Annotated in this window: 23 protein-coding genes; 8 read left to right on the top strand and 15 right to left on the bottom strand. The window is 69.0% G+C overall.

The genetic code is table 11. The features are described from left to right. Window positions 1–228: 228 nt before the first annotated feature. Genes ASF87_RS04365 through ASF87_RS04355 form a run of 3 tightly spaced genes read right to left on the bottom strand, consistent with a single transcriptional unit; the run spans window position 229 to window position 2,408 of the window. On the bottom strand, window positions 229–1,032 hold the full coding sequence (locus ASF87_RS04365; protein ID WP_056374446.1) for a GntR family transcriptional regulator: 804 nt from the start codon (window positions 1,030–1,032) through the stop codon (window positions 229–231). 1 nt (window position 1,033) lies between these two features. Continuing rightward, entirely contained in the window at window positions 1,034–1,438 is a 405-nt protein-coding gene (rbsD, locus tag ASF87_RS04360; RefSeq protein WP_042541360.1) for a D-ribose pyranase, read from the bottom strand. 19 nt (window positions 1,439–1,457) lie between these two features. Continuing rightward, on the bottom strand, window positions 1,458–2,408 hold the full coding sequence (locus ASF87_RS04355) for a ribokinase (protein ID WP_056374443.1): 951 nt from the start codon (window positions 2,406–2,408) through the stop codon (window positions 1,458–1,460). 107 nt (window positions 2,409–2,515) lie between these two features. Here ASF87_RS04355 and ASF87_RS04350 point away from each other — a divergent pair, with 107 nt between their 5' ends. Then, the gene (locus tag ASF87_RS04350) at window positions 2,516–3,178 is read left to right on the top strand and encodes a transaldolase family protein (RefSeq protein ID WP_056374441.1); all 663 of its coding nucleotides are present in this window, start codon (window positions 2,516–2,518) and stop codon (window positions 3,176–3,178) included. Window positions 3,179–3,194: 16 nt separating this feature from the next. Here the strand turns inward: ASF87_RS04350 and ASF87_RS04345 are convergent, their stop codons facing one another. Next, window positions 3,195–3,872 (bottom strand): FadR/GntR family transcriptional regulator, encoded by a 678-nt coding sequence (locus tag ASF87_RS04345; protein WP_042541364.1) that lies wholly within the window; start codon window positions 3,870–3,872, stop codon window positions 3,195–3,197. A gap of 46 nt (window positions 3,873–3,918) precedes the next feature. Here ASF87_RS04345 and ASF87_RS04340 point away from each other — a divergent pair, with 46 nt between their 5' ends. After that, on the top strand, window positions 3,919–4,899 hold the full coding sequence (locus ASF87_RS04340; protein ID WP_056374440.1) for an amidohydrolase family protein: 981 nt from the start codon (window positions 3,919–3,921) through the stop codon (window positions 4,897–4,899). 8 nt (window positions 4,900–4,907) lie between these two features. Here the strand turns inward: ASF87_RS04340 and ASF87_RS04335 are convergent, their stop codons facing one another. Continuing rightward, complete coding sequence (locus ASF87_RS04335) at window positions 4,908–5,681, bottom strand: SDR family NAD(P)-dependent oxidoreductase (RefSeq protein WP_056374437.1); 774 nt, start codon at window positions 5,679–5,681, stop codon at window positions 4,908–4,910. Next, complete coding sequence (locus tag ASF87_RS04330; protein ID WP_056374436.1) at window positions 5,663–6,523, bottom strand: fumarylacetoacetate hydrolase family protein; 861 nt, start codon at window positions 6,521–6,523, stop codon at window positions 5,663–5,665. Before ASF87_RS04330 ends, ASF87_RS04335 begins: the two co-directional genes overlap by 19 nt. 133 nt (window positions 6,524–6,656) lie before the next feature. Here ASF87_RS04330 and ASF87_RS04325 point away from each other — a divergent pair, with 133 nt between their 5' ends. Then, on the top strand, window positions 6,657–7,952 hold the full coding sequence (locus ASF87_RS04325; RefSeq protein ID WP_056374434.1) for an L-fuconate dehydratase: 1,296 nt from the start codon (window positions 6,657–6,659) through the stop codon (window positions 7,950–7,952). Next, window positions 7,939–8,904: an aldo/keto reductase gene (locus ASF87_RS04320; RefSeq protein ID WP_056374432.1), complete on the top strand. Its 966-nt coding sequence runs from the start codon at window positions 7,939–7,941 to the stop codon at window positions 8,902–8,904. Before ASF87_RS04325 ends, ASF87_RS04320 begins: the two co-directional genes overlap by 14 nt. A 145-nt stretch (window positions 8,905–9,049) precedes the next feature. On the opposite strand, the gene ASF87_RS04315 is transcribed toward ASF87_RS04320, so the two are convergent. Next, window positions 9,050–10,051 (bottom strand): LacI family DNA-binding transcriptional regulator, encoded by a 1,002-nt coding sequence (locus ASF87_RS04315; protein WP_056374430.1) that lies wholly within the window; start codon window positions 10,049–10,051, stop codon window positions 9,050–9,052. A gap of 214 nt (window positions 10,052–10,265) precedes the next feature. Between ASF87_RS04315 and ASF87_RS04310 the strand changes: the two genes are divergently transcribed. The 4 genes from ASF87_RS04310 (at window position 10,266) to ASF87_RS04295 (ending at window position 14,905) form a co-directional block, all read left to right on the top strand. Beyond that, entirely contained in the window at window positions 10,266–11,135 is an 870-nt protein-coding gene (locus tag ASF87_RS04310; protein ID WP_056374429.1) for a sugar phosphate isomerase/epimerase family protein, read from the top strand. Window positions 11,136–11,323: 188 nt separating this feature from the next. Then, window positions 11,324–12,826 carry a sugar ABC transporter ATP-binding protein gene (locus ASF87_RS04305; protein ID WP_056374427.1) on the top strand — a complete coding sequence of 501 codons (1,503 nt, stop codon included), beginning with the start codon at window positions 11,324–11,326 and terminating at the stop codon, window positions 12,824–12,826. Continuing rightward, a complete protein-coding gene (locus tag ASF87_RS04300) occupies window positions 12,826–13,857 on the top strand; it encodes an ABC transporter permease (RefSeq protein WP_194285966.1) in 1,032 nt (343 codons plus the stop codon). Before ASF87_RS04305 ends, ASF87_RS04300 begins: the two co-directional genes overlap by 1 nt. Window positions 13,858–13,903: 46 nt before the next feature. Further along, complete coding sequence (locus ASF87_RS04295) at window positions 13,904–14,905, top strand: ABC transporter substrate-binding protein (RefSeq protein WP_042541376.1); 1,002 nt, start codon at window positions 13,904–13,906, stop codon at window positions 14,903–14,905. A gap of 63 nt (window positions 14,906–14,968) precedes the next feature. On the opposite strand, the gene ASF87_RS04290 is transcribed toward ASF87_RS04295, so the two are convergent. From ASF87_RS04290 to ASF87_RS04255, 8 genes are all read right to left on the bottom strand, one after another. Next, window positions 14,969–15,265, bottom strand: a complete 297-nt coding sequence (locus ASF87_RS04290) for a putative quinol monooxygenase (protein WP_056374425.1) — start codon at window positions 15,263–15,265, stop codon at window positions 14,969–14,971. A 25-nt stretch (window positions 15,266–15,290) separates the two neighbouring features. Then, window positions 15,291–16,259: a phosphotriesterase family protein gene (locus ASF87_RS04285; RefSeq protein ID WP_056374424.1), complete on the bottom strand. Its 969-nt coding sequence runs from the start codon at window positions 16,257–16,259 to the stop codon at window positions 15,291–15,293. Then, window positions 16,259–17,203: a shikimate dehydrogenase family protein gene (locus tag ASF87_RS04280; protein WP_056374422.1), complete on the bottom strand. Its 945-nt coding sequence runs from the start codon at window positions 17,201–17,203 to the stop codon at window positions 16,259–16,261. Before ASF87_RS04280 ends, ASF87_RS04285 begins: the two co-directional genes overlap by 1 nt. An 11-nt stretch (window positions 17,204–17,214) precedes the next feature. After that, window positions 17,215–18,171, bottom strand: coding sequence for an NAD(P)-dependent oxidoreductase (locus ASF87_RS04275; protein WP_082508755.1), 957 nt, complete (start codon window positions 18,169–18,171; stop codon window positions 17,215–17,217). Further along, window positions 18,171–19,673, bottom strand: a complete 1,503-nt coding sequence (gene xylB, locus ASF87_RS04270; RefSeq protein WP_056374420.1) for a xylulokinase — start codon at window positions 19,671–19,673, stop codon at window positions 18,171–18,173. Before xylB ends, ASF87_RS04275 begins: the two co-directional genes overlap by 1 nt. A gap of 9 nt (window positions 19,674–19,682) precedes the next feature. Beyond that, window positions 19,683–20,273, bottom strand: a complete 591-nt coding sequence (locus ASF87_RS04265) for a glucose-6-phosphate isomerase family protein (RefSeq protein ID WP_056374418.1) — start codon at window positions 20,271–20,273, stop codon at window positions 19,683–19,685. A gap of 134 nt (window positions 20,274–20,407) precedes the next feature. Further along, window positions 20,408–21,391: an acetylxylan esterase gene (locus ASF87_RS04260; RefSeq protein ID WP_056374416.1), complete on the bottom strand. Its 984-nt coding sequence runs from the start codon at window positions 21,389–21,391 to the stop codon at window positions 20,408–20,410. A 162-nt stretch (window positions 21,392–21,553) separates the two neighbouring features. After that, window positions 21,554–22,090: a CGNR zinc finger domain-containing protein gene (locus ASF87_RS04255; RefSeq protein WP_056374413.1), complete on the bottom strand. Its 537-nt coding sequence runs from the start codon at window positions 22,088–22,090 to the stop codon at window positions 21,554–21,556. Window positions 22,091–22,096 lie beyond the last annotated feature (6 nt).

The raw sequence follows: 22,096 nt of genomic DNA, 5'->3' as shown, positions 1-22,096 counted from the left end.
CCGCAGCCGGAGGCGGCGGGATGACCGGCTCGGGTTCCGAAGTCGGTGGATGCGCGTCGTCGACCATCGTGTCTGCCCCCCTGCTCGCATCGCTCGGTGCGACGCATGCTCCGCTGCCAGGCTAGCCGCCTCAGCGCACTCGGCTGCCGAACAGTGCCGGCTACCGAACAGTGCCGCTCAGTGAACAGTGCCGGTCAGCGAACAGTGCCGGTCACCAAACAGTGCCGGTCAGCGAACAGTGCCGGCGCGCGAGGTGCCGCCGTCGTCGTCGACGTGCAGCAACGATGCGTGCGACTGCTCCTGCTGCAGCTGGAATTCGAAGCGCGAGCGGTCACCGCGGTGGTGGGCCACGAAGTACTCGATCGGGATGCCGTCGGCGGAACGACTCACACTGCGCAGCCGCAGCAGGGCCGAGCCGGCACTCACACCGAGATGCTGCGCCTGCTCGTGGGTGGCCACTGTGGCCTCGGCGGAGCGGACACCGCTGGTGGCCACGATGTCGTGATCGGCGAGCAGGCGATACAGGGACCGCTCCGACAGGTCGACGCCGAGTGTGACGCCGCCGACGGCATCCGGCATCCAGGTCGTGGAGAGCGACCACGGTTCGCCGTCGACGTGACGGAGGCGGTCGAGCACCACGACGGGGGCGCCGACCTCGACCTCGAGGGCCGCCGCGATCTCGTCGTCGGCCAGGGTCTGCTCGTGCCGCAGCACATCGCTGTGCACGTGGCCGCCGCGGCGCTCGACGTCGTCGTACAGACCGACCAGCGTGTGCACGAGGCTCTCGCTGGTGCGCGGGCGGGACACGAAAGTGCCCTTTCCCTTGACCCGCTCGACGAGCCCCTCGTGCTCGAGCTGGGCGAGCGCCTGACGCACGACCGTGCGGGAGATGCCATAGCGCTCGCACAGGCGGTGCTCGCCGGGCAGGGGGTCGCCCGGCTGCAGGCCGTCTCTCGAGATGCCCTCGATGATCAGCTGACGCAGCTGGTCGTACATGGGCGCCGCGGAGTGGCGGTCGATCGTGTCGTTCATGTCAGTACGCCACCCCTGCGTGCAGGATCACATTCGCGTACGGGGTGAACTCGCCCGAGCGCACGAACGCGCGCGCCGAGTGCGTGAGCTTCTTGAACTCGACGTGCGGAATGAGCTCGATCTCGAAATCCTGATCGGCGAAGCGCTCGCGCAGCGCCGCCAGCACCTCGGGGCTCTTCTCGGCCACCTCCGCAGAGACGGTCGCGCCCTCGACGACGAGTTCGGCGAGCACGGTGTCGAGCACGTCGAAGAACGCCGGGGCCCCGGGGCGGTAGGCGAGGTCGATGCGCTCGGACCCCGGGGGAATCGGCAGCCCCGCATCGGTCACCACCAGCAGGTCGGTGTGTCCGGTCTCGCTGATCACGCGCGAGAGGGCGGGGTTGATGGTCGTCGCTGTCTTGCGCATGATGTCTCCTCGGGGGATGTCAGTGGGCTTCTCGTGCGGCCAGGAACGCCTCGACTTCGGCGCGCAGCGGCAGGCTCGGCGAGGCGCCCTGCTTCGTGACGGCGAGGGCGCCGGCTGCGGTGGCGATGCGCACGGCATCCGTCAGCTCCAGACCGTTCGCCAGTGCCGCACCGAGATATCCGGCGTAGGCGTCGCCGGCGGCTGTGGTGTCGACGGCCTCGACCGGGAACGGGGGGATGACGGATGCTCCGGCTGCCGTCACGACGCACGATCCCTGACCTGCGAGCGTGATCACGGCCGCACCGACGCCGCGGTCGAGGAACCAGCGGCCCGCGAGCGCGGCGGACGCGGCATCCGTCACCTCGATGCCGCTGAGCACCGAGGCCTCGGTCTCGTTCGGGGTCACGATGTCGATGTTCGCCCACACCGCGTCGGCGAGCGGAGCGGCGGGTGCCGGGTCGAGGATGACGGTCATGCCGTGCTCGCGTCCGCGCGACGTGATGTGCGCGGTGAGAGCCGACGGGGTCTCGAGCTGAGTGAGCAGCACCGACGTGGTGGGCGCGAGGGCAGTGAGCGCCGCATCGATCTGCTCGGTGCTCAGGGCGGCGTTGGCGAGCGGCACCATCACGATGTCGTTCTGCGCCGAGGCGTCGACGCGGATGTGGGCGATGCCGGTCGGCCCGGGCACGGTGCGCAGGTGGGCGAGATCGACGCCTGCGTCGCTCAGGCCAGTGACGACGAGGTCGTGGAAGAGGTCGTCGCCGACGCATCCGACGAAGCTCGTGCGTGCTCCGGATCGACCGGCCGCGACAGCCTGGTTGGCGCCCTTGCCGCCGAGCATCAGGGTGAACTCGTCTCCGAGGATGGTCTCGCCGCGGGCCGGCAGCCGCGTCGAGAAGGTCGTCACATCTGCGGTCACACTGCCGACGATGACGACGCCGGTGCGATCGGGCGAGGTGGCGGCTGTCATGGCACTCCTGATCGTCGTCGATGCGGGGTGCTTTGACATCCTCCGCGGCTGTCATTACATTAGCCGAATCCGAACCTGTAACGACAGGTTGTGCACAAGGAGACCCGATGACCGCGCTGGCCCCCCGTCTCTACGTCGACAGCGCGGACGTCGACCGCGTCTCGTCGCTCCTCGCCGCGGGCGTCGTGCACGGCGTCACCACCAACCCGACGATCCTCGAGCGCGGCGGTCGCACCGCCGCCGAGATCCCCGACCTCTACGCCCGCTGGGCAGGCGAGGGTGCACGCGAGATCTTCTTCCAGACGTGGGGCGGCGACACTTCATCCTTGCTCCGCAACGCCGAGGGCATCAGGGCGCTCGGCGACCGGGTGGTCGTGAAGGTGCCCGCGACGCGCGACGGTTTCGCCGCGGCATCCGCTCTGGTGCGCGACGGCGCGACCGTGCTCGTCACCGCTGTGTACTCGGTCGCTCAGGCGCTGGTGTGCGCCTCGATCGGCGCGCACTACATCGCTCCCTACCTCGGACGCATGCGGGATGCCGGCATCGACGGCGACGCCGTGATCGCCCGCATGCAGGAGATGTGCGCGGGGAGCGATTCGAACGTGCTCGCCGCGAGCCTGCGGTCGCCCGACGACATCACCGGCCTGCGCCTCGCGGGGGTGCCGTACTTCACCGCGGCACCGGACGTGATCGAGCAGATGCTGTTCCACGGGGTCAGCGACAGCTCGGCGGCGGAGTTCGACGCGGCGATGGTGCGGCTCGGGGCCTGAGGCGCACCGATCGCTCTCAGGCGGTTGCCGCCTGACGCAGCCACCGCTCGACGCCGGCGATGTGCGCGGTGGCGAGCGAGGTCGCGAGGCCCGAATCGCGGCGGGCGATGGCGTCGGCGATCGCCCGGTGCTCCGAGAGGGTGCGCTCGACGGCTCCGCCCTCGGTGAGCCCCCGCCACACGCGGGCGCGCACGGTCTGGCTGCTCAGATGCTCGATGAGGCTGGCGAGATAGGCATTGCCCGCCATGCCGACGATCTCGCGATGGAAGCGGATGTCGTGCTCGACGAGCTCTTCGATGCTCACCGTCGAATCGATGGATTCGACCTCGCGCTCGAGATCGGCGATCGCCTCGTCGGTGCCGAGGGTGGCCGCGAGGCCGGTCGCCTGCGACTCCAACATCCGTCGCACGGCGAAGATCTCGAGCATCGAGTCGTCGTCATGCATGTCGACCACGAACGAGATCGCCTCGAGCAGCAGGTGGGGTTCGAGACTGGTGACATAGGTGCCGTCGCCCCGTCGCACGTCGAGCACCCGGATCACCTCGAGCGCCTTCACCGCCTCGCGCATCGAGTTGCGCGACAGGCCGAGGCGTTCGGACAGCTCTTTCTCGGGAGGAAGCCGATCGCCGGGGGCGAGCTCGCCCGAGACGATCATCGCCTTGATCTTCTCGATCGCGTCGTCAGTCACTGCCATGGCGTCATCCTAACCATTCATCGGATGTCTGCGGCAGGATGGAGGCATGCGCGTACTCGATTCGCACCTGCATCTCTGGGATCCCGAGCTTCTGCACTACACCTGGCTCGAAGGCCCGCTCGCCTGGCTGTTCGGTGAGACCGAGATCGAGCACGCGCGAATAGGGAACGCGACCTCCGAAAGAGCGGTCTTCGTGCAGGCCGAGACCATCGAAGACGACTTCCTCGATGAGGTGCGCTGGGTGGCGAGTCTGGCCGCCCGCATCGGAGTGGTCGGAATCGTCGCCGGCGCTCGTCTCGATCGCGGCACCGACACGACCGCCCACCTTGAAGGCCTTGCGGCCGAGCCGCTCGTGGTCGGCGTGCGTCACAACCTGCAGGGCGAGCCAGACGGGCTGGCGGTGTCGGCCGCCTTCGTGACCGGCGCCCGCGAGGTCGCAGCGCACGGGTGGGCCTTCGACGCCTGCATCCGTGCATCCCAGCTTCCCGAGGTCGCCCGTCTCGCGGGGGCGGTGCCCGAGCTGCGGATCGTGCTCGATCACCTGGGCAAGCCGCAGGTCGGCACCGCGGATGCTCCGGTCGCGCCGACGATGGAATGGGTGCGGGATCTCGACGACCTCGCACGGCATCCGAACGTGTGGTGCAAGCTGTCGGGGCTTCCGGCCGAGGCCGGGGGTGACTGGTCGGCTGAGCAGATGCATCCGTTCCTCGACGCCGCAGCCGACGCGTTCGGCGCCGAGCGACTGATGTGGGGCAGTGACTGGCCGGTCTCGGTCATCGGCCCCGCCGAAGCGGACGACCCGTATGCCAACGAAGACGGAACCCCGATGTACCAGCCCACGGCGCGGAGCCGGTGGGCGGATGCCGTGAGCGGCTGGGCCGAACGCCGCGGGCACGACGTCGACGCCATCATGTGGCGCAATGCCGAGGAGTTCTACCGCGTCGGGGCCAGGCCCCCGCGCGAGGACGGTCGGGAGGAGCGGCCTCGTCGCGGTTTCCTGGGATGGCTGCGGGGCGACCGCGCGTAGCGGCCGACTCAGCTGCCGACGGGGCGGAGGCGCAGCTGCGCCATGCCGCCGTCGACCTGGATGAACGTGCCGGTGGTCGAACCCGCGGCGGGGCTCACGAGGTAGGCCACAGCCGCCGCGACCTCGTCGGGCGAGACCAGACGACCGTGCGGCTGGCGGGCCTCGAGCGCGGCACGCTCGGCGGCCGGGTCGGAGGCCGAGTCGAGCAGGCGCCCGACCCAGGGGGTGTCGGCGGTGCCGGGGTTGACGGCGTTGACGCGGATGCCGTCGCGCAGGTGGTCGGCTGCCATGGCGCGCGTCAGGGCCGAGACGGCGCCCTTCGACGCGCTGTACAGAGCGCGCTGCGGCAGCCCGGTGGTCGAGGCGATGGATGCCGTGTTGCACACGGCCGCGCTCGGCGACCTCTTGAGCCAGGGCAGCGCTGCCGAGGTGACGCGGGCGATGCCGGTGACGTTGATCGAGAGCACTCGGGCCCACTCGTCGTCGTCGTTCGCGCTGATGTCGCCCTGTGCCCCGGCCCCGGCGTTGTTGACGACGATGTCGATGCGCCCGAATCTCTCGGCGACGGCGGCCACGGCCGCATCCACCGATGCGCGGTCTGAGACGTCGGCCGTGAACGCGGCGAAGGCGCCATCCGCCCCGGAGGTGTCGCGGTCGAGCACCGCGATGTGCGCGCCGTCGGCGTGGAGCCGGGTGGCGACCGCCGCGCCGATTCCTGATGCGCCGCCGGTGACGATCGCGACCAGTCCGTCGAGTGTGCTGCTCACTTCTGTGCCTCCCATGCCACGAACTCCTGGCGCTGGTGCCCGAGCCCTTCGATCTCGATCTCGACCACGTCGCCTGCCTTCAGATACGGGAACTTGCCGCCGAACGCGACGCCTTGCGGGGTGCCCGTGAGGATCAGGTCGCCGGGCTCGAGAGTGACGTACTGCGACAGGTGGTGCACGATCACGCGCACGTCGAAGATCATGTCGTCGGTGTTCGAGTCCTGCCGCGCGTCGCCGTTGACCCAGCTGCGCAGCCGCAGGTCGTCGACGTCGACCTCGTCGGGGGTGACCAGCCACGGGCCGGTCGGGTTGAAGCCCGGGGCGATCTTGCCCTTCGACCACTGTCCGCCCGAGACCTCCATCTGGAAGGCGCGCTCGGACACGTCGTTCGCCGTGACGTAGCCCGCGATGTGCGCGTCGGCATCGTCGGGTGAATCCAGGTAGGCGGCGCGAGCACCGATGACGATGCCGAGCTCGACCTCCCAGTCGGTCTTCTTGCTGCCGCGGGGGATCGTGACCGCATCGTTCGGACCGACGACCGTGTTCGGCGTCTTGAGGAACATGATCGGCACGGTCGGCGGCTCGGAGCCCGACTCGCGGGCGTGCGCGGCGTAGTTCTGGCCGATGCAGATGACGGCGCTCGGGCGCGCGATCGGCGCTCCGATGCGCATCGCTGCGGCGTCCTCGAGCACCGGGAGCTCGTCGGCGGCGCGGGCGGCGTCGATCCGCGCGCGGAAGTCACCGGCGAGGAAGTCGCCATTGACATCGGATGTCACCGACCTCAGATCGAGGTAGCGCTCACCGTCGACGAGGACGGGGATCTCGGCGCCGGGAGTGCCTAGCCGTGCGAACTTCATGTCTCTCCTGATCACTGAGGATTCTGTGTTGCGGGGCGCGCCATGGAGGCCCGTCTCGTTGACAGTATAGACATCGGATGTTTACACTCCAAGAGATCTGCACGAATCCCCACCCCGTGCACGAGAGGACCCCGTGAGCCGCATCGTCGCCCTCGACACGACCGACATCCGCTTCCCCACGTCGCTGAGTCTGGACGGATCGGATGCCATGAATCCCGATCCCGACTACTCGGCCGCGTACGTGATCGTGCGCACCGACGCCGAGGACGGCATCGACGGCCACGCCTTCGTCTTCACCATCGGGCGAGGCAACGACGTGCAGGTCGCCGCGATCGACGCGCTCGCCGGGCACCTCGTCGGGCGCGAGATCGAGCCGCTGCTCGACGACATGGGCACGACGTTCCGCGACATCATCGGCGACTCGCAGCTGCGGTGGCTGGGGCCCGAGAAGGGCGTCATGCACATGGCGATCGGCGCGGTCATCAACGCGCTCTGGGACATCAAGGCGAAGCGCGCGGGGCTGCCGCTCTGGCAGCTCCTCGCACGGATGACGCCGGAGGAGCTGGTCGACCTCGTCGACTTCCGCTACCTCACCAATGCGCTCACGCGCGAGGACGCGCTCGAGATCCTGCGTGCCGCAGAGCCGGGCCGCATCGAGCGCGAACGAGAGCTGCTGGCCACCGGGTATCCGGGATACACGACGAGCCCCGGCTGGCTCGGCTACTCCGACGAGAAGCTCGAGCGGCTCGCCCGCGAGGCGATGGCCGACGGCTTCACCCAGATCAAGCTCAAGGTCGGCGCCGACCTCGACGACGACATCCGCCGCTTCCGCAAGGCGCGCGAGGTCTGCGGACCCGACTTCCCGATCGCGATCGATGCGAACCAGCGCTGGGAGGTGTCGGAGGCGATCGAATGGGTCAACGCGCTCGCCGAGTTCCACCCCGCCTGGATCGAGGAGCCGACCAGCCCCGACGATGTGCTCGGTCACGCCGAGATCGCCAGGGGAGTCGCGCCCATCCGCGTCGCGACCGGTGAGCACGCGCAGAACCGCGTCATCTTCAAGCAGCTGCTGCAGGCCGAGGCGATCGCGGTCATGCAGATCGACGCCGTGCGCGTCGCGGGCGTGAACGAGAACATCGCCAACCTGCTGCTCGCGGCGAAGTTCGGGGTGCCCGTCTGTCCGCATGCCGGCGGGGTCGGCCTGTGCGAGGCCGTGCAGCACCTGTCGATGTTCGACTTCGTCGCCGTCACGGGCACGCGCGAAGGCCGCATGATCGAGTTCGTCGATCACCTGCACGAGCACTTCGTGATCCCGACCGACATCCAGGGCGGCTCGTACATGGCGCCGACTGTGCCGGGCTCCGGCATGGAGATGAAGGCCGAGAGCATCGCCGCCTACACGTGGAAGGGACAGCATGTCGGCGTCTGAGGCTCTGGCGGTCCCCGCTCTCGGGTACGGGGCGGCGAACGTCGGCAACCTGTTCCGCCCGCTGAGCGATGACGAGTCGTGGGCGATCCTGGAGGCGGCGTGGGACAGCGGCATCCGCTACTTCGACACGGCTCCGCACTACGGGCTCGGACTCTCGGAGCGACGCCTGGGCGCATTCCTGCAGACAAAGCCGCGTGGGGAGTACGTGCTGTCGACGAAGGTCGGCCGGCTCCTGCGACCGAACCCCGACCACGACGGCGGGCTCGACACCGCGAACGACTTCCACGTGCCCGACGATCTGCAGCGTGTGTGGGACTTCTCGAACGACGGGATCCGTGCCGGTCTCGACGAGTCGCGCGAGCGACTGGGCATCGAGCAGATCGACCTGCTCTATCTGCACGACCCCGAGCGACACGACCTCGACCTCGCGCTCGCCGAGGCGCTTCCGGCGCTCGAGCAGCTGCGCTCTGACGGGCAGGTGTCGGCGATCGGGATCGGCTCGATGGTGTCGGACGCGCTCGCCGCATCGGTGCGCTCGGCCGACCTCGACCTGGTCATGGTCGCCGGTCGCTACACGCTGCTCGAGCAGCCCGCCGCTGCCGAGGTGCTGCCCGCCTGTCGCGAGACCGGCACCGGCATCGTGGCGGCATCCGTGTTCAACTCCGGCCTGCTGGCGTCGAGCGAGCCGCGCCGTGACGGTCGCTACGAGTACGGTCAGCTGCCCGACGAGCTGTGGGAGAGGCTGGTGCGCATCGCCCGCGTGTGCGCCGACCACGCCGTGCCGCTGCCCGCCGCGGCGATCCAGTTTCCGCTGCAGTCCGACGTCGTGCGGTCGGTGGTCGTGGGCGGGAGTCGGCCGGCGCAGCTGCAGCAGAACGCGGAGTATGCGGCGCTGCAGATTCCGGGTGGGCTGTGGGCTGAGCTCGCGGACGAGGGGCTGATTCCGGCCTGAGTCGGCGGTCGCGCGTTCACAACTCAGCATGAACGCGTGCTCCGGGCGACATTCGGGCCTCGGCGGCGGCTCGGCGCAGGTTCATGCTGAGTTGTGAACCCGACGCGCTCCAGCCAGGGGAGGCGTGACTCAGAAGAGGGCGAGTTCAGCGACCGACGGTCGACTCGCGGACCACGAGCTCGGCGGCGAACGGCGTCGGCGCGGGGAGCTCGGCCGTGGGGTCGGAGAGCTGGCGGATCAGTGCGGCGCCCGCAGCCCGTCCGATCTCGTACCCGGGCTGCCGCACGCTCGTCAGTGGCACGACGCTCTGATGCGCCTGCGCGACGTCGTCGAAGCCGACGAGCGCGATCTCCTCGGGCACGCGGATGCCGTGACGCAGCAGCTGCGTCATCACGCCGATCGCCACCATGTCGTTCGCCGCGAAGATCGCGTCGGGCCTTTCGTCTGCAGGGATCGCGAGGATGCGCTCGGCGACCTCGAGGCCGTCATCCGTCGTCAGGTGGGGCACGTCGAGCACGTCGACGGTGGCGTCCGAGCCCTCCACGGCGTCGCGCAGCCCCTGCAGCCGGTCGTTGGACTGGCTGACGCTCGGCGCCCCGAGGAACAGGATGCGGCGACGTCCGATCGCCAGCAGGTGCTCACCCGCGAGGCGGCCGCCGCCGCGGTCGTCGAAGAGGACGGAGCCGACGGTCGGGGAGTCGGGGATGGGCCCGACCACCACCGAGCGGATGCCGCGGTCGGCGAGCTGCTCGAGTCGGGGCACCACGTCTTCGAGCGGATAGATCACGATGCCCTGCACCCGATGCGCCTCGAACATGTCGATGTTGCGTCGTTCGAGGGCGGCGTCTCGGGCGCTGTTGCTGAAGAACAGCGACCACCCGCCCTCTCGGGCTACGTCCTCGACACCGCGCGAGAGCTCGTGGAAGTACGGCAGCCAGGCGTCGAGGAGGATCAGCGCGAGCGCTTTGCTCGACCCCGCGCGCAGCTGTCGTGCGGATTCGTTCGGCACGTAGCCGAGCTGTTCGATCGCGGCCCGGACCTTCGCGGCGCTCGATTCGCCCAGCACGTGAGGGTGGTTGAGGTAGTTCGAGACGGTCGAGGAGGAGACCCCGGCGAGGGCGGCGACATCTTTGACGCTGGCGGGCATGGAGCTCCTTGTCGGCTGTGTCGGTGCGCTCGTGCGCGGGGGCCACTGCGCACCGGCGCGGCACCGACGAGTCCACAGTAGCCGAGCAGTTGGCACGTGCCAAGAAAGTTCTTGACAGCCCCGTACGACCCCGCGTACCGTGACCTGAACGCGGACTTGGCACGTGCCAAATCCCAGAGGCGATGGTGCCCCACACCCGTCTCCGAGAGGTCTCATGAACATCGGATGCCACGGGCTCGTCTGGACCGGACACTTCGATGCCGACGGCATCCGACTCTCGGTGGAGCAGACGAAGGCGGCAGGCTTCGACCTGATCGAGTTCCCGCTCATGGATCCGTTCGCGTTCGATGTCGCCGCCGCGAAGGAGGCGCTCGAAGAGCACGACCTCGCCGTCAGCGCCTCGCTCGGTCTCTCGGGGGCGACGGATGTGACCAGTTCTGATCCGGCAGTCGTCGCCGCGGGGGAGGCGCTGCTGATGAAGGCCGTCGATGTGCTGGCCGAGCTGGGCGGCCGGCACTTCTGCGGAGTGATCTACAGCGCGATGCAGAAGTACATGGACCCGGTGACGACCGAAGGGCTCGAGAGCAGCCGTCGCACCATCGCCCGCGTCACCGATCATGCGGCCGAGCGAGGGATCTCGGTCTCGCTCGAGGTCGTGAACCGCTATGAGACCAACGTGCTGAACACCGCGCGGCAGGCACTCGCCTACCTCGCGGAGGTCGATCGGCCGAACCTCGGCATCCACCTCGACACGTACCACATGAACATCGAGGAGTCGGATATGTTCGCGCCGGTCCTCGATGCCGCACCCGCCCTCCGCTACGTGCACATCGGTGAGAGCCACCGCGGCTATCTCGGCACCGGAACGGTCGACTTCGACACCTTCTTCAAGGCGCTGGGGCGCATCGGCTATGACGGCCCGATCGTGTTCGAGTCGTTCTCCTCGGCGGTGGTCGCTCCCGACCTCAGCCGGATGCTCGGCATCTGGCGCAACCTGTGGACCGACAATGCCGAGCTCGGTGCGCACGCCAACGCCTACATCCGCGACAAGCTCGTCGCGGTCAACTCGATCAGGCTGCACTGACGCAGCGCAGTCCGCTGCAGATCCAGACCTGTTGTCAACTTGTTATTACAGGTCTTCCCATCTGAAGAAGTCTTAGTTACATTTAGATACAACTTGCGCAGGGTGGGGCGCAGGACGCAGAATTGATCCGATGTTTCCGGGCCCGACTGGAATATCGCATAACGACCTTCAAGGAAGCAGGTGAGCACATGAGTGACCCCATTCTCAGAGTCGAGGGGATCAGCAAGGGATTCCCCGGTGTGCAGGCTCTCAAGGACGTGCACCTCGAGGTGCGGGCCGGCGAAGTGCTGGTGCTCGTGGGCGAGAACGGCGCGGGCAAGTCGACTCTGATGAAGATCCTCTCGGGGATCTACACCAAGGACGAGGGAACGATCACGTTCGAGGGCCAGGAGGTCGAACTCACCAGCCCCCTGCAGGCGCAGCAGCTCGGCATCACGATCATCCATCAGGAACTCAACCTGATGCCCGACCTCACCGTGGCGCAGAACATCTACGTGGGCCGCGAGCCCACGACCGGACCGTTCCTGTCGGAGCGCAAGCTCAACACGCAGACCGCCGCACTGCTGCAGCGCCTCGACATCAGGCTCAACCCGCGGCAGCTCGTGGGCGAGCTCACGGTGGCCGAGCAGCAGATGGTCGAGATCGCCAAGGCGCTCTCGTTCAACGCCAAGGTGCTCATCATGGACGAGCCCACGTCGGCACTCACCGACTCCGAGACCGAGACCCTGTTCGTGCTGATCGAGCAGCTGCGGGCGTCAGGCACCGGCATCGTCTACATCTCGCACCGCATGGACGAGCTGCGGCGCCTCGCCGACCGGGTCACCGTGCTGCGCGACGGCACATACATCGGATCACTGGATAAATCCGAGGTGAGCATCCCCAAGATCATCGAGATGATGGTCGGCCGCGTGATCGACGAGGGAACCAGACCGCAGGCCCGCGAGCACGCCAACGATCCGATCGTGCTCGATGTGCAGGGGCTCTCGACCAAGAGCCTGCTCACGGACGTGTCGTTCCAACTGCACCGGGGCGAGATCCTCGGCTTCGCCGGCCTCATGGGCGCCGGTCGCACCGAGACGGCCCGGGCCATCATCGGTGCCGACCACCGCGACGGGGGCACCGTGTCGATCGGCGGACGACCGGTGCGCATCGCTCAGCCGGCGGATGCCGTCAAGCACGGCGTCGGCTACCTCTCGGAGGACCGCAAGCTGCTCGGGCTGATGCTCGAGCAGGACGTCACCTTCAACACCGTGCTCGCCTCACTCGGGTCGTATGCCAACGCGATCGGCTGGATGGGCGACGGCAAGGCGAAGAACCGCACCAAGGACTACGTCCAGCAGCTGCGCGTCAAGACGCCCTCGGTCAACCAGGTCGTCAAGCTGCTGTCCGGAGGCAACCAGCAGAAGGTCGTCATCGCCCGGTGGCTGATGCGCGACTGCGACATCCTCATCTTCGACGAGCCGACGCGAGGGATCGACGTCGGCGCCAAGGAAGAGATCTACCGCCTGATGCAGCAGCTCGCTGATCAGGGAAAGTCCATCATCGTCATCTCGTCGGAGCTGCCGGAGATCCTCCGCGTCGCGAACCGCATCGCGGTCTTCGCGAACGGGCGCATCACGGGCACGCTCCGCAACGAGGACGCCAGCCAGGAGAAGATCATGCAACTCGCAGCCCACGGAGAGGAAGACTGATGAGCGCTCCGCAGAACGGGTCGTCGACGACGACGATCATCCAGACGGCTCTCGATGAGAACACCGACAAGCGCGACGTGGTCGGCTTCCTGAAGCGTCAGGTGCAGCAGTCGCTCGCATTCGGCACCCTGATCGTGCTCGTGATCTTCTTCTCGATCGCCAGCCCGAACTTCTTCACCTTCAGCAACATCGCGACCGTGCTGCTCTCGACCGCGGTCATCGGCATCCTCGCCCTCGGCACGACGTTCGTCATCATCACCGGCGGCATCGACCTGTCGATCGGAACCGGCATGGCCCTGTGCGCGGTGATGACCGGTGTCATCGTCACCAATCTCGGCCTGCCGGTCTGGCTCGGCGTGATCGGCGGCATCGCGACCGGTGTGCTGATGGGCCTCGTGAACGGCATCAACATCACGTTCCTGCGGCTGCCCCCGTTCATCGCGACCCTCGCGATGATGATGATCGCCGGAGGCCTCGCCCTCGTCATCTCCAACGTCGCGCCGATCTACTTCTCGACCTCGGCACCGGACTTCAAGAAGATCGCGCTCGGCGTGATCATCCCCGGCATCCCGAACGCCGTGCTGATCACCGCCGCGCTCGCGATCGTCGCCTGGCTGGTGCTGTCGAAGACGCTCCTGGGCCGGTACACCTTCGCGATCGGCTCGAACGAGGAGGCCACGCGCCTCTCGGGCGTCAACACGCGACGCTGGACGATCTTCATCTACATGTTCGCGGGAGCCTTCACCGGCATCGCGGGCATCGTGATCGCCGCCCGTCTCGACTCGGCACAGCCGCAGATCGGCACCGGGTACGAGCTGCAGGCCATCGCGGCCGTCATCATCGGCGGCACCTCGCTGCTCGGCGGGCGCGGGTCGATCCTGGGCACCGTGATCGGCGCGCTGATCATGAGCGTGCTCGTCAACGGTCTGCGCATCATGTCGATCCAGACGGAGTGGCAGAACATCGTCGTCGGCGTCGTCGTGCTGCTGGCCGTGTTCCTCGACTCGCTGCGCAACCGCCAGCACACCTGATCAAGACCTATCCCCCCACCACCACACAGAGAACAATGGAGTTTCCATGAAATTCGGCAAGAAGACCGCATTCGCGGCACTCGTGGCCGCATCCGCCCTCGTCTTCGCGGGCTGTGCCGGCGGCGGTGACGTCATCGAAGAAGGCAGCGGCGGCGACGGAGGCAGCGGCGACGGCGAGATGTACATCGCCATGGTCTCGAAGGGCTTCCAGCACCAGTTCTGGCAGGCCGTCAAGAAGGGCGCGGAGCAGAAGGCCGAAGAGCTCGGTGTCCGCATCACGTTCGAAGGCCCCGCGGCCGAGACCGAGATCGCACAGCAGCTCGAGATGCTGACCGCTGCGATCGACAAGAACCCGGATGCCATCGCCTACGCAGCCCTCGACCCCGAGGCGTGCGTCGCCCCGCTCGAGCAGGCGAAGTCGAAGGACATCCCCGTGGTCTACTTCGACGCCCCGTGCGACGGCGACGTGGGCCTGAGCCTCTCGGCCACCGACAGCAAGGTCGCCGGCGCGCTGGCCGCCGAGCACATGGCCGACCTGATCGGCGGATCGGGCGAGGTCGCGATCGTCGGCCACTCGCAGATCAACTCGACCGGTGTCGAGCGTCGCGACGGCTTCGTCGAGAAGATCGAGGCGGACTACCCCGACATCGAGATCGTCGACATCCAGTACGGCGACGGCGATCACCTGAAGTCGGCCGACATCGCCAAGACGCTGATCGCGGCGCACCCCGACCTCAAGGGCATCTACGGCACCAACGAGGGCTCGGCCATCGGCGTCGTCAACGCCGTGAACGAGCTCGGTCTCGAGAAGGGCAAGATCACGATCGTCGGCTTCGACTCGGGCGCAGCCCAGATCAACGCGATCAAGGACGGCACGATGGCCGGCGCCATCACGCAGGACCCGATCGGCATCGGCGAGCAGGTCGTGCAGGCGGCCTATGACGCGGCCAACGGCGACTCGGTCGACGAGTTCTACGACACGGGTTCGTACTGGTACGACAGCACCAATCTCGAAGACGAGGACATCGCGGCGGTCCTCTACGAGTGACCCGCTGAGATCACAGAGAAGCCCCTCGCCTTCGGGCGGGGGGCTTCTCTGCGTGTGCGGGTGTCAGATGCGGCGCAGGAAGGTGAGGATCGACGAGGGCTCGACGATGAGCTGCTGCAGGGCCTCGTTGAACGGCACTCCGGCGGGAGCGGCGAGGTGCGCGTGGAAGGCGGCCTCGTCGCGGTAGACCTCATAGACGAAGAAGCGGTCGGGGTCGTCGACCAGTCGTGTCGCGTCGAACACGACGTTGCCCTCTTCCGCGCGCACGATCTCGGCGAAGTCGCGCAGCAGCGCGGCGACGTTGTCGCCCTGCTCCGGGCGCGCGGTGAAGATCGCGTGCAGGATGGTGGGCTCGGTCATGGGAGTGCTCCTCGGAGATGGGGGATCAGGCAGAGAGGGTGAGCAGGCGCGCGGGGTTCGCGACCAGCATCCGCTCGACTGCATCCTCGCCCACCGCCGACCGCAACCGCGGGAGGAAGCGCTCGCCGAGGTAGGCGAGTCCCGGCATTCCGCCGTAGGAGATGTACCGGGTTCGACGGGCGACGTCGCCGCCGAGAAGCACCCGGTCGACCGCGCCGAGCTCGACGACCCGCTCGGTCAGGGCGAGCAGCTCGGCATCCGACCTCGTGCGCGGGCGGGCGAAGCCGTCGTATCCCAGATAGGCGCCGCGCTCGGCGAGCGAGGCGTGCAGGCCGGCATCCGGGTCTCGGTCGGCATGCGCGAGCACGACACGATCGCATGCCACGCCCTCGGCCTCGAGAAGATCGAGCACCTCGTGGGCGGCGGTGCAGAACTCGAGGTGCACCATGACCGGTGCCCCGGTCGTTCGATGCGCGTCGGCGACCGCGAGCAGCGTCGTGCGCTCGAAGGGGCTGATGCTCCAGTAGTCGACGCCGGCTTTGAGCATCCCGGCGCGCACCACGGCGCCATCGGGTGCTGCCGCACGGGGGACGTCGGGCGTCTCGAACACCAGTGCATCGTCGACGACCATGCCGCGCGTCACCTCGGAGACGAAGAGCTCGGCGAGGCGCTCGACGCCCCACACCTGCAGCGGGTGATCCGCACCGTAGTGGGCTTCGCGGTGGCGGCCGGTGGTGGCGACGACGTGCATGCCCGTGCCCGCGCTGATGCGCGCCACCGCCTCGGGGTCGCGCCCGAGGCCGAACGGAGTGGCATCGACCATCGCCGTGAATCCGCTGGCCTTCAGCAGCGCGGCCTCGTGACCCGAGAGGTCTTCGTCGTCGAGCTCGTCACCGACGAGCAGCGGCGAGATCTGGAACAGATGCTCGTGATAGTCGGTCGCCCCGAGCTGCGCCGGGTCGACGTCGCCGAGCACGGTCCGGATGCCGGGCATCAGCGCACCGATTCGGCAGCCTCGGCGAGCCGCTCGACGATCTCGGGGGTGAGGTCGATCTCGAACACGTCGGCGACGACCTGCGACCAGCCGTGGATGAAGTACCGCCAGCCGTCGATCACGTGCAGTGCGCGCTCGGCCTGCTGCGCGCGCGCCTGGTGCAGGAACTCCAGCGACCCGCGGTAGTTGAATTCCCACACCCACGCGTCGGTCGGGAACTCGACGTCGTCGGGCAGCGGCGACCCGGGGCGGTCCTTGCCGAGGCCCGTGGCGTTCACGATCAGCGACCCCGCCGGAGCGGCCGCGACGATCGCGGCGGCATCCTGCACCGTGTCGGTGCGCACGTAGGTGATCAGTCCCTCGGGGGTGCCATGCTGGCGGTGCACCTCGCGCAGGTGGTCGAGCTTGTCGTCATCGCGGGCGGTGACGGTGATCTTCGCCGGAGCGTCCGCTCGCTCAGTCAGCGCCCAGCTCAGGGCCGTGCCCGAGCCGCCGGCACCGAGGATCACGACCTCGGCGCCCGTGCGGGCGAAGTGGTCGGTCGGGAGGAAGTCGTTCAGCGCGAGGTCGACCGTGAGAGGGTCCTTGGCGCGGCCGATCAGACGATCGCCCCGCTTCGAGATGCTCGAGATCTCGGAGCACGAGACGGCGAACGGGTCGAGCTCGTCGAAGAGGTCGGATGCCGCCGCGAAGACGTTCATCTTGTGGGTGGTGACGAGGGCGCCGCGGTGGTGAGGGTCGTCGCGGATCTGCTCGACCATCGCGACGTACTGCTCAGGGGTGGCATCCATCGGCAGGTCGTGCCCGATGAGGTTCTCGGTCGGGAGCCCCAGCACCTCGGCCCACTTCGGGAACACCTTCATGATCGACGACGAGCCGGTGCTCACGCCGACGAAGCCCATGTAGCCGCCGGTCGTGGTGGCGGGAGTCTCGGTGATGGTCATGGTCTGGTCCTTCAGAGTCGGGGAGAGACGGGGTGGGCGGGGGAGCGCCCTGCGAGCACGGCGAGCACGTCGTCGAGCGACATCGAGCCCATGTTGTCGACGGCCTGCGTCGTCTGGGCGCCGAGGTGCGGGGTGACGGTCACCCGGTCGGCGAGGTCGTCGGCGAGCAGCGGGCTCGCACTCGCCGCCGTGTCGCCGTTCAGGGTGTCGGCGGCGTATGCACCGAGACGACCGTCGCGCAGAGCGGCCGCGATGGCCGCCTCGTCGACGAGGTCGGGGCGCGCGGTGTTCACCAGGATCAGGCCCGGTCGGATGCTGTCGAGCCGCGCCGCGTCGACCAGCGTCTGCCCGCCCGGGGCGTGCAAGGTGATCAGGTCGGCCGAGCGGAACAGCTCGTCGAGATCGGTCGGTTCGGCGCCTCGCTCGGCGATCGCGCCGGCCGGCAGGAACGGGTCGGCGGCGAGCATCCTCGAGCCGAAGCCGCTCAGGCGTCGGGCGACGCCCTGGCCGATGCGACCGAAGCCGACGATGCCGACCGTCGCAGCGCCGAGCTCCCGTCCGCGTCGCACGCTCCAGTCGCCCGCGCGCACCCGGCGATCGCCGTCGGGGATGAACCGGAGTGCCGCGAGCATGAGGCCGACGGCATGGTCGGCCACAGCATCCGCGTTCGCCCCCGGCGTGTTGGTCACGGGGATGCCGCGTCGCAGCGCCGCATCGAGATCGACGGCCTCGGTGCCGACGCCGTAGCGGGCGACGACCCTGAGGTTCGGAGCGGCGGCGAGGTGCTCGTCGGTCACCGGCCCCGTGCCGGCGATCCACCCCTCGGCTGCCGCGAGCAGGGGCGCGAGCTCGGCGAGACCGTGGTGCGCGGGTCCGCGGACGACCTCGTGACCTGCGGCCTTGGCCCGCCCCACGAGGTCGAGATCGCCGTCCGAGAACGACCGACTCGTGGCGAGGATGACGCCCATCAGCGCTCCTCGGCCGGCGGCGTGGCGGCGAACCACGGCTCGAGGGCCGCGTAGGCGTCGACGAAGCGGGCATGCCGCCGGGCATGGATCGCGTGACGACCGGCATCCGGCGTGAACTCCGCCGTGACCTCGCTGAGCGCCCTCGCAGCCGAGAAGTCGGCGAGTCCGAGGCCGACCGCACCGGTGACCGCGGCGCCGAGGCTGTTGGCCTCTTCGACGATGGTGCGCCGGCGGATCGGCACGCCCCAGACGTCGGCGAGGATGCCGAGCCAGGCGTCGCTCTGCGCCCCGCCGCCGACTGCGTCGATGCGGTCGATCGCGGCTCCGGATTCGCGGAAGGCCTGGATGCAAGTGAGCAGGTTGTAGGCCACACCTTCGAGCACGGCCCGCGTGAGGTGCGCGCGGGTGTGGTGCCGCCCGATGCCGACGAAGGCGCCGCGTGCGTGCGGGTCCCACAGGGGCGAGCGCTCGCCGAGGAGATAGGGCAGGAAGTAGAGGTCTTCCGTGTCGAGGTCGCCGCCGGCCTCTGCGGTGAGGCGCGCAGTGTCGGGGTGGCCGGGGTCGGGGGAGAGGGCTTCGGCGATCCACTGCACCGAGGCGCCGCCGGCCTGCATCGTGGCGGTGGGCACGAACGAACCGGGCACGACGTTGTCGAAGGTCATGGTGCGCATCTGCGGATCGTGCAGCGGGGTGAGGCTGGCGAACGAGATCCACGACGACGTGCCCAGGCACACGTAGGCGCCGTCTTCGGGGGCGACGATGCCCGAGCCCACAGCGGCGAGCGGTCCGTCGCCGCCTCCCATGACCACGCGGACCGATGTCGACAGCCCGAGGGCATCCGCAGATGCGGTCGTGAGTGTTCCGGCGACGGCCGTCGATTCGAGGATCTCGGGGAAGAGCGCGGCGTCGAGCCCGGCGGCGGCGAGAACCTCGGCCGACCACGTGCCCCGCAGCTGGTCGTAGGCATTCGTGCCCGAGGCGTCGGAGCGCTCGGTCGCGAGGCGTCCGGTGAGCCGGTAGACGATGTAGTCCTTGGCGACGCAGAAATGGCGCACCCGAGCCCAGACATTCGGCTCGTTGTCCCGCACCCACATGATCTTCTCGATGGAGTATGTCGGGTTCAGGCGGTGGCCGAGCACGCGATACGCGTCCGCGGCGCCGAGTCGCTCTTCCAGCGCGCGGGTCTGCGCACCCGAGCGCGTATCGGCCCAGATGATCGCGGGGCGCACCGGCTCGCCGTGGGCGTCGAGCAGCACGGTGCCCATCATCTGGCCGCTGACGACGAGGCCGACGACGGTCTCGGGGGCGACGCCTGCGCGCGCGAGCAGCTGTCGGGTCGCCGAGGCGACGGCATCCCACCAGTCCGCAGGGTCCTGCTCGGCGATGCCGCCGGCGGCGAAGTGTGCGGGGTAGGGCACCGTGACCGAGGTCACGAGGCGCCCGTCGTCGTGGTGCAGAGAAGCCTTGTTGCCGGTGGTGCCGAGGTCGTGCGCGATCAGCATGCTGGGCCCCTATCCCGCCGAGGGGGTCGCGGAATAGGGACGCAGGTCGACACCCTCGGTCGAGCGATACGCCCGGGAGCCCATGCCGTGCTCGAGCACCCAGCCGTAGTCGTGGCCGGCGCCGCCTGGGTACACCGCGAGGAACGCATAGGGCTCGTCGCCCGTGTTCACCGACCGGTGCGCCCACCCGGGCGGGATGTAGCCGATGGTGCCCGGGAGCATGTCGAGCCACTCGGTGCGCTCGCCGTCGAACATGAGCAGACCGCCGCGGCCCTTCAGTGCGAGGTAGATCTCGCCCTGGTGGTTCGGATGCTGGTGCCCCTTGGTCATCCAGAGCTCACCCGAGGTGTCTCCGGGCATGATCGTCGTGATCGACTGCGGCAGTTCTCGGTCGACCTCGGGCACGGGCGAACTGGTCACCGTGTAGACGACGGGGTTGTCGCCGGCGGATGCGGCGGCCCAGGCATCCGCGTCGAGGAACAGGCCCTCGAGGTCGGACATCCGGCGCGTGAGCGTGGGCCCCTCGGGCGAGAGCGTGAGCTTCTCGGCGTCGAAAGAGATCGCCATCGGCGAGATCGGAGGGGTGTGGAACTGGGGCATCGATGCTCCTCGTACGGGTGCTGCGGCGCTGCGCAACCTGTAATGACAAGCCGAGTGTACCTGTTATGACAAGTGACGTCCAGTGCTCGGATGCGCGCGGGTGAGAGCGCGGGTGTGGGCGCGGGTCGCGGGGATCAGAATGCTGCGCGCAGCGCGCGTGCGAGGTGGGACCTGCCGTCGCGGATCGCCCCGGCCGCCACCTCCTCGACCCCCGGATACTCGGCGTGGCCCGCGGGGAGGACGGCGAGTTCGAGCATCCGAGCCGCGTTCGCGACGCCGAACTGTCCGGGCGGCGGCACGTACGGGTCCCACAGCGCCGCCTCGACGCGCACCGGGACGCGGGCGAAGCCGAGGGTCGTCGAGGCGTCGAACAGGCGCAGCACCTCGCGGGCCTCCGGATGCGCCGCGACGTGGTCGCGCACGGTCTCGCCGCTGCCGACGCAGTGCACGGCCAGGCGCTCGTCGTACTGTCCGAAGCTCGGCACGATGAGGGTCGCCCCGACGTAGCGGTCGTCCCACGGCAGGGCGAGGGCGCCGATGCCACCGCCGAAGCTCTCGCCGACGTAATAGAGGGGCAGGGCGCCGACAAGGATGGTGAGAGCATCCGCAGCGAGCCAGAGGTCTCGGGCGCACAGGCCGAGCACGTACGAGTCCGGGCTCTCGATCCCGGCCAGCACATGCTCAGCCTGGGGTGCGGGGCCACCGACGCCCGTGTTCAGCGTGGGCAGCCCTCGCGCGACGGGGAAGATCGCGGCCGCATCGTCGGGCAGCCTGGCCGGATCGATTGCATTGCGCCCTCCGTAGCCATGGCTGTGCACGACACCGACGCGAGCCGGGGCGGAGACGGGTTCGACGAGCCAGGCCCGCAGGCGAGTGCCGTCGGCTCCCGCGTGCTCGATGACCGACACGCGCCGGCCGTGCGCGGTCTCGGCCGAGAGCACGGTGGGTGCGGCATCCACCGTCTTCGCCTGCTGTCGCCAGCCCTGCCACCGTTCGGCGAATCCGTCGGGTGCGGCGACCGGAGCGATCGCGCGGAGCGTGCTCAGTGTGTGGCCGTAGCTGGCGTCGAACTCGGCGTCGGCGAACCAGATGTCGTAGGGGGAGGGGGAGATGCTCATCGGTCACCGAGGCTACCCGGCCGAGATCATGAGAGTGTGCCGAGATCAGGAGCTTCCCGCGGGGATTCTCCTGATCCGGCGCGGTTCTCCTGATCTCAGGCAGGGCTGCAGACGACGCCGAGGGCGCGTCGGCTCAGGCCCGGGCGGGCCACGGTGCAGGGTTCAGGCGCTTGCGCGCCGCGCGCGATAGGCGGCCACGGCGTTGCGGTTCGTGCAGGTCGTCGAGCAGAAGCGCTTGGAACGGTTGCGCGAGAGGTCGAGGGCGAGTGCCTCGCAGGTGTCGTCGGCGCAGATGGAGATGCGTGAGCCCTCATCGGCGCGGATGACGTCGATCAGCGCCATGGCGGTCTCGATCAGCACGCGCTCGGCGAGCGGGCGTTCGTCGGCGACGGCGTGCAGATGCCAGTCGACCCCGTCGTGGCGCACCAGTCTCGGCGCCAGATGCGCCTCGGCGAGAGCGGCATTGACGTGCTCGGCCATCTCGTCGCGGGGCGCGAGCAGCATGGCGCGCAGGCGCGGGCGCAGGTCTCGCAGCGAGGCCAGCTCGGCCTCGTCCCGGTCAAGCCGGCCGGAGTAGGGGAAGTCGGAGAGGAAGGCGTCGTAGTCGGCGAGCGTCTCGAGGGTCTCCGGGTCCTCTGCCGAGTTCACCAGCCAGACGGCCGAGCGCAGAGCCTCCTCCGTGTCATCGGTGAAGTTCATGTTGAC

The organism is Microbacterium sp. Leaf161 (genome assembly GCF_001423645.1).
Taxonomy (GTDB): Bacteria; Actinomycetota; Actinomycetes; order Actinomycetales; family Microbacteriaceae; genus Microbacterium; species Microbacterium forte.
Note: the sequence above shows the minus strand (reverse complement) of the source record. Positions and strands in the feature narration are given on the sequence as shown.